We start from the raw sequence: 16,385 nt of genomic DNA on the forward strand, positions 1-16,385 counted from the left end.
CGATGCTTAATAGTAGTGCCGCAGCTGGTAACATAAAAAATCTTTAGAACTAACAGGTGAATGAATAGATCACTACATGATATACTGAAGGGCGCACTGGTGGCGGTAGCTGTTGTTTTGTGTTTGCCTCTTGCTGCACAAAAGGCTAAACCAACCGTGAAGCCAGCAAAGCAACCTGCCACTTTATACAAGAACTTGTCGTACCCTCAACTGGTGAATGCATTTAAGCAGCCACCGCCAAGTGCTGAGCCGTGGGTATTTTGGTACTGGATGCATGGAGCTGTATCGCGTGAAGGTATAACTGCAGACCTGCAGGCAATGAAGCAGGCAGGCATTGGTGGGGCTTACCTGATGCCCATCAAAGACACGTCAAGTGCAATAGACTATAAGCCACAGGTGCGCCAGCTTACGCCACAGTTTTGGGCGATGGTGAAGTTTGCAATGAAGGAAGCTGACAGGCTAGGACTGAAAATAGGAATGCATGTGAGTGATGGTTTTGCACTGGCAGGAGGTCCTTGGATAACGCCGGAACTAAGCATGCAAAAAGTGGTGTGGACGGAAACGTTTGTAGATGGAGGTAAGCCTATTAACGTAAAGCTCGCTCAACCTGAGACGAAAGAAAATTATTACAAAGACATTGCTGTATATGCCTATCCAACACCTGTTGGCGCAGATGTTACAACTTATACAACAGTGCCAAAGGTCACCACAAGTAAAGGGACTGATGCGCCATTCTTAGTAACGGCAGGCAACAAGCAAACTTTTAGCAGCGATGATAGTTGCTGGATCCAATATGCATTTGATCAACCTTTCACTGCACGTTCGCTGGTTGTTCGTACACCTGGGAATAACTACCAGGCGCACAGGCTAATCATAGAAGCTAGTGAAGATGGCAGCAGCTTCCGGAGGGTTACCAGGTTGGAACCACCGCGCCATGGATGGCAGGATACGGATGCTGATGTCACACATTCTATAGAACCTACTACGGCTAAGTTCTTTCGTTTTGTATACAGTAAGGCAGGTTCTGAGCCAGGAGCTGAAGACCTTGATGCTGCTAAATGGAAACCATCACTTAAGCTAAGAGGTATAGAGTTGTCTGGTGCAGCAAAGATCAACCAGTACGAAGGCAAGAACGGCAGCGTGTGGCGGGTAAGCAAAAGAACAACAGAAGAACAAGTGCCTGGTGTAGCAAGTGTTCCATTGAACAAGATCATCAACATCAAGCAATTTCTTGCTGCTGATGGTACGTTGAACTGGAATGTGCCCGCAGGCAAATGGACGATCTTACGTGTTGGACATACATCTACCGGTCATACAAATTATACGGGTGGAGGTGGATTGGGTTTAGAATGTGACAAGTTCAACACGGACGCTATCACCAAACAATTTGATGGTTGGTTCAACGAAGCCATAAGGCAGGCAGGTCCGGAGCTAGCAACTAAAGTTTTGAAGATATTTCATATTGATAGCTGGGAGTGCGGAAGCCAAAACTGGTCGCCTGTATTTGCTGAAGAGTTCAGGAAAAGAAGAGGTTATGACATAGAGCCTTACCTGCCTGTGATGGCTGGTATTCCTATAGAAAGTGCGGATGTTTCTGAAAGATTTTTATATGATGTAAGGCAGACAATAGCTGAGCTGGTGATAGATAAATTCTACACTACTATGGCTAAACTGGCAAAGGCTAAGGGAACATCTTTTACTGCCGAAAGCATTGCCCCAACCATGCTAAGCGATGGGATGCTTCATTATAAAACGGTAGACATACCGATGGGTGAATTCTGGTTGAACAGCCCAACGCACGACAAGCCCAACGACATGATGGACGCTATATCTGGTGCACATGTTTATGGAAAACCTATTATTCAAGCAGAAGCATTTACAACTGTAAGAATGGACTGGAGTGAACATCCGGGTAATATGAAAGCTGCGCAGGACAGGAACTATGCGCTTGGAATTAATAAGCTGGTTTACCACGTGTATGCACACAATCCATATGTAAATAGAAAACCCGGTGTAACATTAGATGGTGTGGGTTTATACTTTCAGCGTGATCAAACATGGTGGAAGCCAGGCAAAGCATGGGTGGATTATGCAAAGCGAGCCCAGGCACTGTTGCAGGTAGGAAGACCAGTTGCTGATATTGCAGTGTTCACAGGTGAAGAGCTGCCAAGAAGGTCTGTATTGCCTGATCGGCTTGTATCCACACTGCCAGGCATCATAGGTGAAGAAAGAGTGAAGCAGAACGAAGAACGTTTACTGAATAAGGACGAGCCTCTAAGAGAAAAGCCAATGGGTGTTCGACACTCTGCAAACATGGCTGATCCTGAAGATTGGATTGATCCATTGCGAGGCTATGCTTATGATAGCTTCAATCCTGATGTGCTGTTACAAGCCAAAGTAGAAAATAAGAGGATCGTATTGCCAGGTGGAGCAACTTATGGAATATTGGTTTTACCGCAACCTCACCCACTGTCTCCGAGTAATGAATATATGTCTCCTGCTGTAGCAGAAAAGCTGAATGAACTGGTAAAGCAGGGCGCATCTATTATAGTGAATGATGTGCCTGTAAGTTCGCTTGGTCTTGAGGAGTCCCAGGTTAATGACCGAGCTGTTGAACGCATCACATCTGAGTTGTGGGACGGGCAGGTAAGGGGATATGCAAGATCGGGGAGTGACACTGTAGCAGTAACCATTCATGGTGCTGGACGAGTAGTGAAAGGTCCTTACTATGCAAGTTCTTTTGACGTACTGGGCATACAGCCTGATGTTATTACTACAGATAAAGGTGGTGCGTACGCAAAAGATATAGCATGGACACATCGTACCGCTCCTGGTGTTGATATCTATTTCTTCGCTAACCAGCAAGATGTTGAGAGAGATATAGAAGTATCTCTTCGTGTACCTGCACGCGTTCCTGAGTTATGGGATGCAGTTACAGGTAAAATAGAAATAGCAAAAGGCTATAGAACAACGGAAGACTTTAGAACGGTTGTTCCACTACGGCTGGCGCCTAATGGATCTATCTTCATTGTACTTGCTAAAGGCGGAGCACTTACTGTAAACAAGACAGGTAAAAACTGGATAGAGACTGAAATTGTGCAAACATTAGCAGGAGACTGGAATTTGAAGTTTGACAGCAAGTTGGGTGGTCCTGCAGCAGGTGTAACAGTAACTGATCTCTTTGACTGGAGTAAACATAGCGATACGACTATCAAATACTACTCAGGCACGGCTACATATACAAAGACATTCAATTGGAAGAAGACTTCCACTCAACCTACCTGGCTTGACTTAGGTAAAATTGCCAACATTGCTGAAGTAAAATTGAACGGAACTCCATTAGGTGTACTATGGACACCGCCTTTCAGGCTCGATATTGCAAAGGCTCTAAAAGCGGGTGCTAACAAGGTGGAAATAGAAGTGACCAATACCTGGGCAAACAGGTTGATTGGTGACAAGCGCCGAAATAAAGAACAACGCATAACCAATACTACGGCACCTATTAGGCTGGAAGAAAAACACCTGCAGCCTGCAGGATTATTAGGGCCTGTTACAATTATTCAAACTAAAAACTAACGACGTTTTACAACTGCTATATGAAAAAAGCCAACCAATACAAGCTGCCATTTATCCTCGTTACTTCTTTATTCTTTTTATGGGGCTTTGTGCACAATCTCGATCCAATATTAATACCGCACCTGCGCAAGGCCTTTCGCCTTACCACGTTTCAATCATCGCTGATTGACTCGGCAGTATTCGTTGCCTATTTTGTTATGGCCTTACCTGCCGGCATGATCATGCGGAAGTATGGTTACAAGTCAGGAATTATCATCGGGTTGTTCTTGTTTGCACTGGGTTCATTTTTATTTGTGCCTGCGGCTGATACGCGCCAGTACATCTATTTCCTTGGTGCGCTGTTCATCATTGCCAGTGGACTTACCATACTTGAGACTGCGGCCAACCCTTATGCTACCATTTTAGGTCCTAAAGAAACATCCACACAACGGTTGAACTTTGCACAATCTTTCAATGGACTTGCTGCCACCGTAGCACCATTGATAGGAGGCCGATATATCTTTTCAGGAATAGACAATTCGGATGCTGAATTAGCAAGCATGACGGCAGTGGCAAGAGAAGCATATTTACAAAGTGAAGCAGATAGTGTAAAGATGCCTTATGTAATCCTTGGCATCATCATTTTGCTGGTTGCGATCTTCTTTTTCTTTACCAAACTTCCTGATGTAAAAGAAGAGGCAGCTGAAAAGAGAAGCATCTTAAAAGCATTTAAACACAAACATCTTACATGGGCCGTAATTGCACAGTTTTTCTACATAGGGGCACAGGTGTGCGTGTCCAGCTTTTTCATAATGATGGCTACCGAAGCAGCAGGAATGAATGAGAAAGTGGCGGCAGGTTATCTAGGTTTGGGCTATGGTCTTGCTTTCATGACAGGGAGGTTTATTGGTACCTTCCTGATGCGATATGTAGCGCCAGCAAAATTGTTGTCCCTTTATGCTGCAATCAATATTGTGTTGTCAGCTATAGCCATCACCACAGAGGGTATGGTTACCATCTATGCGCTCATAGGTATTGCCTTCTTTATGTCCATCATGTTTCCAACCATTTTTGCCCTGGGTATAAAAGATCTTGGCGCTGATACAAAGATTGGTTCCAGTTTGATCATTATGTCTATTGTTGGAGGTGCTATCTTGCCTCCTGTATTGGGTGCTATTGCCGATGAAACAAACAGTATCCAGAATGGCTATATCGTCCCGCTTCTTTGTTTTGTTGTGATCCTTTATTTTGGCCTGAAAGGCTATAAACCAAAGGTGAAAGATAGTGAGATAGCGGATGACGTTGCAGCAGTACCGCAATTGGTGTAATAGGATTTTTAAAATGAAAATATTTTACCGATTTAGCTTTTCACAAGTTGAATAACTGGTTCAAAACATTTGACGACATGTTTAGATTAGACAATAAAGTTGCCGCAATCACGGGCGGCGGAAGTGGGATAGGCAGGGCTGTTGCAAAAATATTTGCAAAGCAAGGCGCAGTGGTACACATCATAGACCTATCGCAAGATGCGGCAGATAGTGTATTGGCAGAAATAGAGGCAGAAGGCGGAAAAGGTTTTACCCACCAATGCGATGTAAGTAAGCAGCAACAAGTACAGGATAGATTCGCAACCATTGAAGTGCTGGATATACTGGTGAACAATGCAGGTATAGCACATGTGGGTACAGCTGAAAATACTACGGAAGAAGATTTTGACCGAGTGTATAGTGTAAATGTAAAAGGCATGTACAACTGCCTGCATGCGGCCTTGCCAATCATGAAAAAGAATGGTGGCGGATCCATTACCAGCCTGTCTTCTATTGCTGCGGTGGTTGGTATTGCTGATAGGTTTGCCTACAGCATGAGCAAAGGAGCTGTGCATGCAATGTCACTATCAGTAGCTCGCGATTTTCTGTCATTCAACATTCGCAGCAATACCATTTCTCCGGCGCGGGTGCATACTCCATTTGTAGATGGATTTATCGCTAAAAATTATCCAGGTAAGGAAAAGGAGGTTTTTGAGAAACTATCAAAGTCGCAGCCAATAGGTAGAATGGGAACAGTAGAAGAGATTGCTAGTCTCATCTTATACCTATCTTCTGATGAGGCTTCTTTTATTACCGGCAATGATTATAGCATTGATGGTGGCTTCATAAAATTGAATAATTAAATAACCACAACAGGTACATGAAATTAATACGCTTTAGAAACAATGGCGAGGTAAAGCCGGGTATCAATATCGGCGAAGAATATTTTGATGCTTCATCTTTTGGAGAAGATTACAACGAAAGTTTTTTTGAAAATGACGGGCTGCAAAGGCTGCAGCAGTTTGTAGAGGAGAACAAAGCAACGCTTCCAAAGCTTGCAAATGATGTAGAGCTGGATAGCCCTGTGGCACGGCCTTCTAAGATCATTTGCATTGGATTGAACTATGCTGATCATGCCAAAGAAACAGGTGCTGCAATACCTGCTGAGCCTATCATCTTCTTTAAAGCTACTTCTGCTATGGTAGGTCCTTATGATGATGTGATCATTCCAAAAAATTCGGAAAAGACAGATTGGGAAGTTGAACTAGCGGTGGTTATTGGAAAGAAAGCTTCTTATGTAGATGAAGCGAATGCACTGGATTATGTAGCGGGCTATTGTGTACACAACGATCTTAGTGAAAGAGCATTTCAACTGGAAAGAGGTGGTCAATGGGTGAAGGGTAAAAGCTGTGATACGTTTGCGCCGCTTGGGCCATTCCTTGCTACCAAAGATGAAGTGTCTGATGTAGATAATCTGAAACTGTGGTTGTCGGTGAATGGTACGATGATGCAGAATGGTACAACTGCTAACCTCATCTTCAAGATCCCTTTCCTTGTTTCGTACCTCAGCCAGTTTATGAGCTTGTTGCCAGGCGATATCATCTCTACTGGAACACCAGCAGGTGTGGGCTTAGGTTTTAATCCAGCTATCTATTTGAAAGATGGAGATGTAGTGGAGTTGGGTATTGATGGATTAGGAACAGCTAAGCAGCATGTGAAGGCTTATAAATAACCAAAGAAGGAATACGGATACCGCCGATGCGGTGAATATGATTTTTTCTTTTTGTTTTAAATAATTAAAGGCTACGGGTAGCTATTCATTAAGCTAGCCGCTTTGCATTTTCTAAATTATGCGAATAGATTCTCACCAACATTTCTGGCAATACGATCCGGTAAGAGAAAGCTGGATAACGGATGAAATGCGCGTGATCAGAAGAGACTTTATGCCACATGACCTGGAGCCAGTTCTACAACAAAACGGGCTTGATGGATGTGTGGTAGTACAATCTGATCAATCTGAAGAGCACAATGATTTTTTATTGGAGCTGGCAAATAACAATGCTTTTATAAAAGGTATTGTTGGCTGGGTTGACCTGCGAGCTGAAGATATCCATGATCGCCTGCGGCATTACAAACAATTTGAAAGCATCAAGGGTTTTAGGCATGTACTGCAAGGAGAGGAGGATCGGTCGTTGATGTTGCGTCCTGCTTTCATGAAAGGCATTGCTGCTTTGAAAGATTTCGGTTTCACTTACGACATTCTGATCTTTCCAGACCAGTTGCAATATATTCCTGAATTTGTTGCGGCTCATCCTGATCAAAAGTTTGTGATTGATCATATAGCCAAGCCATACATCAAAGACAAGAAAATAGAGGAGTGGAAGCGCGATATGCAGGCTGTTGCTAAGCACAAAAATGTTTACTGCAAGATCAGTGGTATGGTCACGGAAGCAGATTTCAAAAACTGGAAAAAGGAAGATTTTACACCTTACATAGATGCAGTAGTGGAAGCATTCGGAACAAGCAGGATCATGTTTGGAAGTGACTGGCCTGTATGCCTGGTAGCAGCATCGTATGAAGAAATGATCGGAATAGTAAAAGAATATTTCGCTTCCTTTTCTGCTGATGAGCAGGAAAAAATTTTTGGAGGCAACGCACAACAATTTTATAATCTTAAGTAACTGACATGGACTTACAACTAAAGGATAAAGTAATTGTAGTAACTGGTGGTGCAAAAGGCATTGGTGAAGGTATTGTGCGGGTGTTGGCTGCTGAAGGCGCCATACCAGTGATCATTGGCAGAAGCAAAGAAGACAATGATGCTGTAGTAAATCAACTCAACCTTCTTGGACAACAATCGTTTGCTGTAGTAGCAGAATTGACTGATCCCGCAGCTTGCGAAAGAGCAGTGAAGGAAGTAGAACAGCAATTTGGAAGAATAGATGGTGTAGTAAATAATGCTGGAGTGAACGATGGAGTAGGTTTGGAAAATGGAACTTATGAGGGCTTCATTGCATCGTTACACAAAAACCTTGTTCATTATTTTTTGATCGTTCATCATGCTTTGCCTGCACTAAAGAAGTCGAAAGGATCGATTGTGAACATTGGTTCTAAAACTGCAGAAACAGGGCAGGGAAGTACATCAGCTTATGCCGCAGCAAATGGCGGACGTAATGCAATTACCCGCGAATGGGCAGTAGAACTTTTGAAATATGGCATTAGGGTGAATGCTGTGATTGTTGCAGAATGCTTCACGCCTTTATACCAAACATGGATTCAAACTTTTGATAATCCTGAAGAAAAGTTGAAAGAGATCACATCTAAAATTCCATTTGAACACAGGATGACCACTGCAGAAGAAATAGCCAATATGGTAGCGTTTCTTCTTTCACCGAGGAGCAGCCATACAACAGGTCAATTAGTTCATGTGGATGGAGGCTATGTACACCTGGACAGGGCGCTGGCAAATGGTTGATCTAAAGCGTAATAAGAATTTCTAGTTAATTATAAGCTACAGGAAAGGCATTTTATGTGCCTCATCCTGTAGCTTTTTTATTGTTGTTTCTTTTGGAGAATGATTCTTTAGGATGGATAGGTTTCATCAAATAAACAGCTCTGCAATAAAAAATTATATACTTTGGTTCAAAGGATTATCATGAACATCAACATTGAAGGAGCAATAACAATAAATGCCGAACGCAGCATTGTCTTCGATTACATTTCCAACCTGGAGAATGATAAGTATTGGCGGAAGGAAATCAACTGGACGGCAATGACAGCAAAGCCTGCTTTGGGTGCTTTAGCGGAAGAAAGTTCTTTCTTATCCAAACGTGCACCGAACAATATCTTGAAGCTTCACTGCATAGAGTTTCTTGGAAACAAAAAGGTCGTTTACCAAACGGTGCCTGGTTCAACATTCTATTTAAAAAGTAGCAGGCTGGTAGAAGCAATTTCGGCAAGCGAATGCAAGGTGATTTACTCCCTGTCTTTTGATAATGGTATCATTAAACATGCACTTGGTTTTAGCTTGCCAATGTTCGTTTCACGAATGGTCGCTAAAAATGATATGAAGAAGTATTTAGCTACTTTGAAATCAATATTAGAAACCGGTAATGTGTCTCATATTTCAAAAGAGGAGCAACAAGTAAAAGCCTAACGATCTGCTCTGCTTCATCTGGTAAAAATTTACAAGAATGATATGATAAGCCTACAGAAGGAACAAGATCTAATGGTTGGTTGAGCAACGCCTTTCCACTCCAAATAAATGCAATGGATAATTACCACGAAACTTTTGAAACATGGAATAAAGTGGCGAAGCTTTACCAGGATAAGTTTATGGACTTGGACTTATATGATGAAACTTATGACGCATTCTGTGAAGAAGTAGGTATAGAGCATGCATCTATCCTAGATGTTGGATGCGGGCCAGGAAACATCACTAAATATCTATTGAATAAACGACCTGGTTTTACAATTCAGGGAATTGACATCTCCCCAAATATGGTTGAATTAGCAAAAGCGAACAATCCCTCAGCGTCCTTTACTGTAATGGACTGCAGAGACATAGGTAAAAATGAAACTCAGTTTGGCGGTATAATTTGTGGTTTTTGTTTACCGTATTTATCAGCAACTGATGCAGCAAAGTTATTAAATGACTGTAGTTGCTTACTTAAAGACGGAGGCGTTTTATACATAAGTTTTGTGGAAGGTGATTATGCCATGTCAGGTTTCCAAATAGGAAGTACGGGAGACAGAACCTATTTTTATTTTCATTCAATCAGCAGATTAAGTGAAGAGATCACAATCAACAATTTTGAAATAGTTAGGTCTTTTGATAAAACCTTTAAAAGAAGTGATGCATCAGAAGAAGTTCATACTATTCTCATTTGTAGAAAGAAAGTCAGCGCTTAAATTTAGAAGAAGCTTTTGCGTGTAAATACCATTTAAAACAACAGGCACTCCAGGAATATGATGCTGATAAGTTAAAGCAGATATTAGCGAACAAAAAAAGGGAAGGTAAAACCTTCCCTTGTGTACTAAACCTTTACAACCAAACCTACTTTATATATGCGAAGGATTGAAAACACCTTCTTCATATGTTTCATGAAACTCTTGCAGCTCGTACTCTTCAACCATCAGGTCATCAATTGACTGCTTCTTCTTTTTGCTAAACCGCTCGATCAGCCTGTCGAAGATGGAATACATAACAGGTACTACTACAAGCGTAAGGAATAAAGAGCTGAGCAAACCACCAATGATCACCCATGCCAATCCATTCTTCCACTCAGCGCCTGCACCGCTAGCCAGTGCAATAGGTAGCATACCAATCACCATCGCGATTGTCGTCATCAGGATTGGACGTAACCTGGCCTGGTTTGCATCAATTAGCGCCTGGAAAGTTGATGCTCCTTCAGCTTTACGTTGGTTGGTAAAGTCTACCAGGATGATGGCGTTCTTTGCCACCAAACCAATAAGCATGATCAAACCAAGGATGGTGAACAGGTTAAGAGAGTTGTTGGTTAATGCTAACGCAAGTAACGCTCCTATGATGGATAGTGGTATAGAGAACAATACAACGAATGGGTAAATAAAACTGTTGTAAAGCGACACCATGATCAGGTATACTAAGACAATAGCTGCTAGCAATGCTATACCCAGTGAACCAAAACCTTCGCTCTGGTTTTCCATATCACCACTCCACACGGTTGTAACACCCGTAGGCTTCCTTAATTTATCTATAGCGGCTTGCCATTCCTGTGCTACGGTACCAGTAGGTCGTCCTACAGTTTGTGCCTGTACAGTAACTGATGTACTCTTATCTCTTCTCTCCAGCATACTTGGTCCTGAGCCTTCTGCTACTGTTGCAAATTGTGATAGACGTATCTGCTGACCTTGAGCATTGGTGAATAATAGATTGCTTACATCCTGTATGCTTTGCCTGTTGAAGCTTCCATAGCGAATGTTGATATCATACTCGTACTCACCTTGCCTGAACTTACCATTAGTGTTTCCACTAAATGCTGTACGCATAGTTTGACCAACAGTGGCAAGATTCAATCCAAGAGAAGCCATCTTATCCCTATCAACCTGCACATTGATCTCAGGGTTACCTGCTTCAACAGATAAACGCATTTCGGTAGCTCCCTTGATGTTTCTTAGTTCAGCTAATGCTGCATTGGCAAAAGGCATTACACTGTCTAATGTTGGACCAGTTACAACCAGTGCAAGTGGTGCTTGTTCAGCAGAGCCAAGAATACTTACTGGTACTGTCTTCACCTTAGCACCAACCAGTAAAGGTTCAAGCTCACGCTTTATTTTAGCGGCATAAATGTTTGCCTCGTCAGCTCTTTCATTCTTCGGTACCAACTGTACCGCAATTTCCGATTTATATGGTGTAGACTGCGACGCTCCCATACCATCACTTGATTGACCAACGGTGGAGATAAGTCTTGTTACTTCAGGTTTTGTTTGTAGATAGGCTTCTGCTTTTTGTGTTGCAGCATTAGTCTGCTCAATAGACGCATCTTTTGGAAGTTCTATCTGGACCAGGAATTCACCTCTGTCACTTTTTGCAAAAAATTCAGCACCAATGAAGCCCGCACCAACTAGCGAAAACGAAACAATCAACAAGCCAAATACTAAGGCAAGCGTGGTCTTTTTGTGCGCCAATGACCATTTAAGAATATTGGTTACCCAGTTAGTAAACTTGTGCAACCCTCTTTCAAATGATACGATGACTTTACCAAATAAGGATTTGCCGGTGATGCGCTCCAGCTTACCAAACCTTGAAGAAAGCCATGGAACAATAGTAAAGGATGACACCAATGATAGTAAAGTAGCTATTGATACGGTTACACAAAACTGCTTCAATATATCTGCAGCCAAACCTGAACTCATTGCAATAGGTACGAATACCACTACAATAACTAATGTGATTGATGTAACGGTAAAGCCTATCTCTTTTGTAGCGTCATAAGCTGCACGAACGCGGTTCTTACCCATCTCCATGTGGCGGTAAATATTTTCCAATACCACGATCGCATCATCCACCAATATACCTACCACCAGCGACAGACCAAGCAGCGACATCAGGTTGAGCGAGTAGCCAAGCAGCGACATGAAAATGAATGTAGCGATCAATGAAGCTGGAATTGCAACCATAACGATCAAAGCATTTCTTATACTATGCAAAAAGAACAGCATCACGAATGCAACAAGAACGATGGCTAGAAACAAGTCATGAATAACCGCATCTGCAGATTGTAATGTATATATCGAGCTGTCGTTTACGATATCTAGCTTCAGGCCTGATGAAGCATAATCTTGCTGTAGCTTATTAATGCTTGCAGTGATCTGGTTGCTTACTTCTACAGCATTTGCATCAGACTGCTTGATGATCTGAACAGCAATAGCACTTGTTTGATTTACACGCGCCAGCTTTTCAATATCCTTTTGTGCATCCTGAACATCTGCTACATCCATTAGCCTTACCTGCGCACCAGTAGGAGAGGTGGCAATCACAAGATTTCTTAGTTCATCTACACTTCTAAACTTGCCGGTAAGCCTGATAAGGATATCTCTTTCTCTTGTTTGTACACTACCGGTAGGAAAGTCAAGATTGCTTTGCAAGACTGCGTTTTGTACTTGTAACAATGAAAGGCGATTTGCTTCAAGCCTGTCGGCATCAATGCTCACCTGTATCTCACGTTCCTGGCCACCAATCAGGTTCACTCTTGCCACACCTTCCACCCTTGATAAAACGGGTGCAACACGTTTATCCACCAAATCGAAGAAAGCTGCCTCATCAAGATTTCCACTACCAGATAAAGTCATGATAGGTAGATCATCTAATGAGAATTTATTGAGAGATGGCGGGTCCACATCATCCGGAAGGTCTTTCAGTATGGCATTCACCTTACGCTGTGCATCATTCAATGCATAGTCCACATCTGTGCCGCTTTTAAGGGTGATAATAACTGTTGATACACTTTCAAATGATTTTGTATCCAGCTTCTTGATGTTCTCCATGGATGACACCGCATCTTCAATCTTCTTTGATACCGTGTTCTCCACTTCACTCGGCGATGCACCGGGGTATATAGTTGTAATAGAAACAACCGATGGACTAAACTTCGGCAGTAACTCGTAGTTAAGCGAAGTATAACTAAGCAGCCCGCCCAGTATCAGTACTGTGAAAAGTACGATGACCAGTGTAGGCCGTTTGATAGATATTTCTGCAATTTTCATTTTCGATAGTTATGTATACGCTGTATTTGTTCTGTACTTGTGGTACAGGATTTAGTTAGCCCGGTTGTGCATGTATAGCTGCCTGCTTCCTTTTTACATTAGATACTGAACCGCGCATTAAGTGGACAGGCACAATAATGTACAAGAGGTGTTATCTGGTGCTATGCACAGATGCAGTTATTGTATAGGTTCCACTTTGGTTCCATCAACAATGTTTATCTGTCCACTGGTGATCACTTTATCGCCTGTGCTTAAGCCTTGCAGTACTTCTACCTGGTCGCCCATTATTCTGCCTGCAATTACCTTCCTTGTACGAGCTATATTGCCTGCATCTAAAACAAACAGTTGATTGTTGTTTACACCACCAACAAAGGCGCTGCGTGGTACCACTACTACTGGTGCCTGTCCGGGAAAATCGAACATAGCCGTGCCATACATACCTGCCTTTATCTTGCTACCTGTGTTGGCTATTTCCACCTCTACCGGGAAGCTTAACGCTGCATCAGCCTTGGCTGCAATAAAACTTACACGACCAGTAAAATTCTTATCAGGAAAAACGCTTGCTTTCACTTGTACCGGGTCGCCAACTTTTAGCTGGGCTACCTGGTTTTCGTTCACAATAACGGCCAGCTTTAGTTTAGAAACATCTACCAGTTCAAACAGCTTTGCACCAGGCGAAACAAAAGCACCTGGCTCTATGTAACGCTTGTTTACAAAGCCATTAATGGATGATCTTACATTGGCATCACCAACACGGATTTTTGATTGTGATACACGCGCCTGTGCGTTTTGAACAGCAAGGCGAGCCTGGTCTAACTGCTGCTGTGTAACGCCACCTGTTTTGTATGCATTCTCATAACGCTGCAGGTCACGCTGTGCACTTTGTAGTGTTGCCTGTGCACTTTCCAGGTCCACGTTCAGTGTGCCTGCATCAATGATGGCAAGTGTTTGTCCACGACGTACATTGCTTCCTTCATCTACTAAAACTCTCACCACGCGTCCTGAACTTTCAGCTGCATAATCCATTTGCTGGGCAGGAGCAAAGTTTCCATTCACAGCAAAATCAAGATCAATATTTTGTGTTTTTACTTCTTCCACTCTTACCGCTACATCACTGCCTGATTGAGCCACTACTGCTGTTTTGGCTTCGTTCTTCTTTTTGTTATTAGTAAGTATCCAACCTATTAATCCAACTGAACCTGCTATTATCAAGATGGTGGTAAATAATCTTACTATAGACCTTTTTTTCATGGTTGTATTTTTATTCGTTTTAGTTAAGTAGTGATTTAAGTGAGCCTTGTGATTTTACCAGTTGTATCTCGGATACTTTGTAATTAAGTAAGGCGGAAGAATAATTTGTTTGTGCTTCGGTCAACGAAGTCTCTGCATTCAGTAGGTCGGTTAAGGAAGCAAGCCCATTGTTGTAATTGTTCTGCGTGTTGAAGTATACCTGCTCTGCCAGCTTTACGTTTTCATCCTGGTTTTGCAGAGTAATAATGCTGTTATTGATTTGGGTTTTAGCATTCTCGTAGGCAAGGTTTAGGGCCAGTCTTGTTTGTGCAATATCTTCATCAAGCTTGCGGATCTTTACATCGGCCTGCCTTAGCCTTGCCCGTGTAGCATGACCATTAAAAATGGGTACGCGAAGGTTAAGACCTACCGATGCAACATCGAACCAGTTAGCGCCCCTGTTTTGTCCTTTAAATATTGGGAAGCTATTGCTTAAGCCCTGGTAAGAATATGAACTGGATAATGATAAGCTTGGCAAGTATTCATTCTGCACTGATTTCTTCTGGAATTGTAGCAGATCACTCTGTGTTTCCAACACAGCTATTTCTGTTCTACTTGCCAGGTCTATTGAGTCTCCTTGTGGAACAGCCTGTGGTTTTACCGTTGCCAGTTCTACATCAGGAATAGTGATAGGAGTTTCTATAGGCAGACCTATATAAAACTTCAATTGATTTTGAAGTAACTCTAACCCGTTCAGGAGTTGTTGCCTGCGGCTTCTGAGGTTAGAGACATTGACAGCAATCCTGTCTACATCTATCTTTTTAGCAAGGCCATTATCATAAAGACTTTGAAGAACGCCCTGCACCTTTTGCGTATTCTTGATAGTAGTATCAAGTACTTTAAGTTGCTGGCGCTGCACCAGTACCTGGTAATAGTTGGTGGCTACCTGTTCAATGATCTGTTCCTCTGTCAGCTTTGCATTCAGCATATAAAACTCTGCAGTTGTTCGTGCTGCTTTCAATCCTGTAAATACTGAATTATCAAAGATGGTTTGGTTAAGAGAAACGGCGGCACTAGCATTCCATTTCTGACCAAATGCTACCAGCATGGTGGTTCCGGGTCTGCCAAAAAAATCTCCCGGCAGCGCGCTCTGTTGCAAGATTGGATTATAGGTTAATCCACCTGATCCATTGATCTGCGGCAATGCTCTTGACCTTACTTCATCTATCTGGTATTGGCTGTTCTCTACATCCAGTCTTGCCTTTCTTGCATTCTGACTAGCCTTCACTGCATAGTTCAGTGCATCTTTCAAATGCAAGGTTTTCGCTTCTTGCGCATAGCTGTTTTGGATGGTTAAAAACGCTACCAGTACCAGTAGCATCTTATACAGCCTGGTGCTGCCTTTGTGTACCAGGCCAGGTGTGTCATCTTGAAAATTGCTTTTCATTATCTGTGGTTATGTATTTGTGTATTAATTTTTTTCCTTTTGTTGTAGCTATGGCATGTAAGTAGAAAAGTGTCAACTGCGTGATTAGCGTGTGCGATTGAACAGGCTTGTCAGTGTATGACTTTGCATCTACTATTGATTGTATTTGTTGTAATCGTATATCTGCAGTAAATGCTACATCTACATCCTCTCTATATAAACCTTCTCTTATACCGGCTTGTAGGTTTTGCACAATGAATGGTAACAGTGCGTGCTTGTTATGTTCCTCCAACTTGTCCCATAAAGAAGGGAATGACTTCTTCAACTCAAAGAAGAAAGAAGGGCTGATGCCTGCTATAATATCCACCGGCTTTTGGGTAAACAGGATTACTTCTTCCACTGCATTTCCTGCCTGTTCAGTGCATTCTTTTATCATCTTGTTGAAGCAATCAAGAAGATCAGTTACAAGTCTTTCAATGATCTCAGTTTTATCATTGAAAGATTTGTAGATCGTCTTTTTTGATATTGCTGCCGCCCTGGAAATGTCATCCATTGATACGCTCTTCAAGCCATAGGAGAAGAAGAGAGTTCTTGCTTTGGTAATTATCAATTCTTCCATC

Annotated in this window: 11 protein-coding genes and 1 pseudogene; 8 read left to right on the forward strand and 4 right to left on the reverse strand. The window is 42.3% G+C overall.

Features of this window, described 5'->3' with window-relative positions:
- Positions 1–60: 60 nt before the first annotated feature.
- From J4N22_RS03795 to J4N22_RS03830, 8 genes and pseudogenes are all read left to right on the forward strand, one after another.
- A complete protein-coding gene (locus J4N22_RS03795; protein ID WP_207492370.1) occupies positions 61–3,576 on the forward strand; it encodes a glycosyl hydrolase in 3,516 nt (1,171 codons plus the stop codon).
- 17 nt (positions 3,577–3,593) lie between these two features.
- Positions 3,594–4,883: pseudogene (gene fucP, locus J4N22_RS03800) on the forward strand (L-fucose:H+ symporter permease); the annotation flags it as partial.
- A 77-nt stretch (positions 4,884–4,960) separates the two neighbouring features.
- Complete coding sequence (locus tag J4N22_RS03805) at positions 4,961–5,725, forward strand: SDR family NAD(P)-dependent oxidoreductase (RefSeq protein WP_207492372.1); 765 nt, start codon at positions 4,961–4,963, stop codon at positions 5,723–5,725.
- A 17-nt stretch (positions 5,726–5,742) separates the two neighbouring features.
- Positions 5,743–6,594 carry a fumarylacetoacetate hydrolase family protein gene (locus J4N22_RS03810; protein WP_207492373.1) on the forward strand — a complete coding sequence of 284 codons (852 nt, stop codon included), beginning with the start codon at positions 5,743–5,745 and terminating at the stop codon, positions 6,592–6,594.
- Between the two features lie 118 nt (positions 6,595–6,712).
- On the forward strand, positions 6,713–7,543 hold the full coding sequence (locus J4N22_RS03815; RefSeq protein ID WP_207492374.1) for an amidohydrolase family protein: 831 nt from the start codon (positions 6,713–6,715) through the stop codon (positions 7,541–7,543).
- Between the two features lie 5 nt (positions 7,544–7,548).
- Positions 7,549–8,337: an L-fucose dehydrogenase gene (locus J4N22_RS03820; RefSeq protein ID WP_207492375.1), complete on the forward strand. Its 789-nt coding sequence runs from the start codon at positions 7,549–7,551 to the stop codon at positions 8,335–8,337.
- 180 nt (positions 8,338–8,517) lie between these two features.
- Complete coding sequence (locus J4N22_RS03825) at positions 8,518–9,018, forward strand: SRPBCC family protein (RefSeq protein WP_207492376.1); 501 nt, start codon at positions 8,518–8,520, stop codon at positions 9,016–9,018.
- A gap of 113 nt (positions 9,019–9,131) precedes the next feature.
- The gene (locus J4N22_RS03830; RefSeq protein ID WP_207492377.1) at positions 9,132–9,773 is read left to right on the forward strand and encodes a class I SAM-dependent methyltransferase; all 642 of its coding nucleotides are present in this window, start codon (positions 9,132–9,134) and stop codon (positions 9,771–9,773) included.
- A 150-nt stretch (positions 9,774–9,923) separates the two neighbouring features.
- On the opposite strand, the gene J4N22_RS03835 is transcribed toward J4N22_RS03830, so the two are convergent.
- The 4 genes from J4N22_RS03835 to J4N22_RS03850 form a co-directional block, all read right to left on the reverse strand.
- On the reverse strand, positions 9,924–13,109 hold the full coding sequence (locus tag J4N22_RS03835) for an efflux RND transporter permease subunit (protein ID WP_207492378.1): 3,186 nt from the start codon (positions 13,107–13,109) through the stop codon (positions 9,924–9,926).
- Positions 13,110–13,286: 177 nt separating this feature from the next.
- On the reverse strand, positions 13,287–14,360 hold the full coding sequence (locus J4N22_RS03840) for an efflux RND transporter periplasmic adaptor subunit (protein WP_207492379.1): 1,074 nt from the start codon (positions 14,358–14,360) through the stop codon (positions 13,287–13,289).
- 19 nt (positions 14,361–14,379) lie between these two features.
- A complete protein-coding gene (locus J4N22_RS03845) occupies positions 14,380–15,786 on the reverse strand; it encodes a TolC family protein (RefSeq protein WP_207492380.1) in 1,407 nt (468 codons plus the stop codon).
- Positions 15,764–16,384, reverse strand: a complete 621-nt coding sequence (locus J4N22_RS03850; protein WP_207492381.1) for a TetR/AcrR family transcriptional regulator — start codon at positions 16,382–16,384, stop codon at positions 15,764–15,766. The genes J4N22_RS03845 and J4N22_RS03850 overlap by 23 nt, the downstream gene beginning before the upstream one ends.
- Between the last annotated feature and the right edge of the window lies 1 nt (position 16,385).

The sequence above is a fragment of the Aridibaculum aurantiacum genome, assembly GCF_017355875.1.
Classification (GTDB): Bacteria; Bacteroidota; Bacteroidia; order Chitinophagales; family Chitinophagaceae; genus Segetibacter; species Segetibacter aurantiacus.

Excerpts from the sequence above, each read along its gene's own strand:
- J4N22_RS03795 (WP_207492370.1), top strand. The coding sequence starts at position 61 with ATGAATAGATCACTACATGATATACTGAAGGGCGCACTGGTGGCGGTA.
- J4N22_RS03805 (WP_207492372.1), top strand. The coding sequence starts at position 4,961 with ATGTTTAGATTAGACAATAAAGTTGCCGCAATCACGGGCGGCGGAAGT.
- J4N22_RS03810 (WP_207492373.1), top strand. The coding sequence starts at position 5,743 with ATGAAATTAATACGCTTTAGAAACAATGGCGAGGTAAAGCCGGGTATC.
- J4N22_RS03815 (WP_207492374.1), top strand. The coding sequence starts at position 6,713 with ATGCGAATAGATTCTCACCAACATTTCTGGCAATACGATCCGGTAAGA.
- J4N22_RS03820 (WP_207492375.1), top strand. The coding sequence starts at position 7,549 with ATGGACTTACAACTAAAGGATAAAGTAATTGTAGTAACTGGTGGTGCA.
- J4N22_RS03825 (WP_207492376.1), top strand. The coding sequence starts at position 8,518 with ATGAACATCAACATTGAAGGAGCAATAACAATAAATGCCGAACGCAGC.
- J4N22_RS03830 (WP_207492377.1), top strand. The coding sequence starts at position 9,132 with ATGGATAATTACCACGAAACTTTTGAAACATGGAATAAAGTGGCGAAG.
- J4N22_RS03835 (WP_207492378.1), bottom strand. The coding sequence starts at position 13,109 with ATGAAAATTGCAGAAATATCTATCAAACGGCCTACACTGGTCATCGTA.
- J4N22_RS03840 (WP_207492379.1), bottom strand. The coding sequence starts at position 14,360 with ATGAAAAAAAGGTCTATAGTAAGATTATTTACCACCATCTTGATAATA.
- J4N22_RS03845 (WP_207492380.1), bottom strand. The coding sequence starts at position 15,786 with ATGAAAAGCAATTTTCAAGATGACACACCTGGCCTGGTACACAAAGGC.
- J4N22_RS03850 (WP_207492381.1), bottom strand. The coding sequence starts at position 16,384 with ATGGAAGAATTGATAATTACCAAAGCAAGAACTCTCTTCTTCTCCTAT.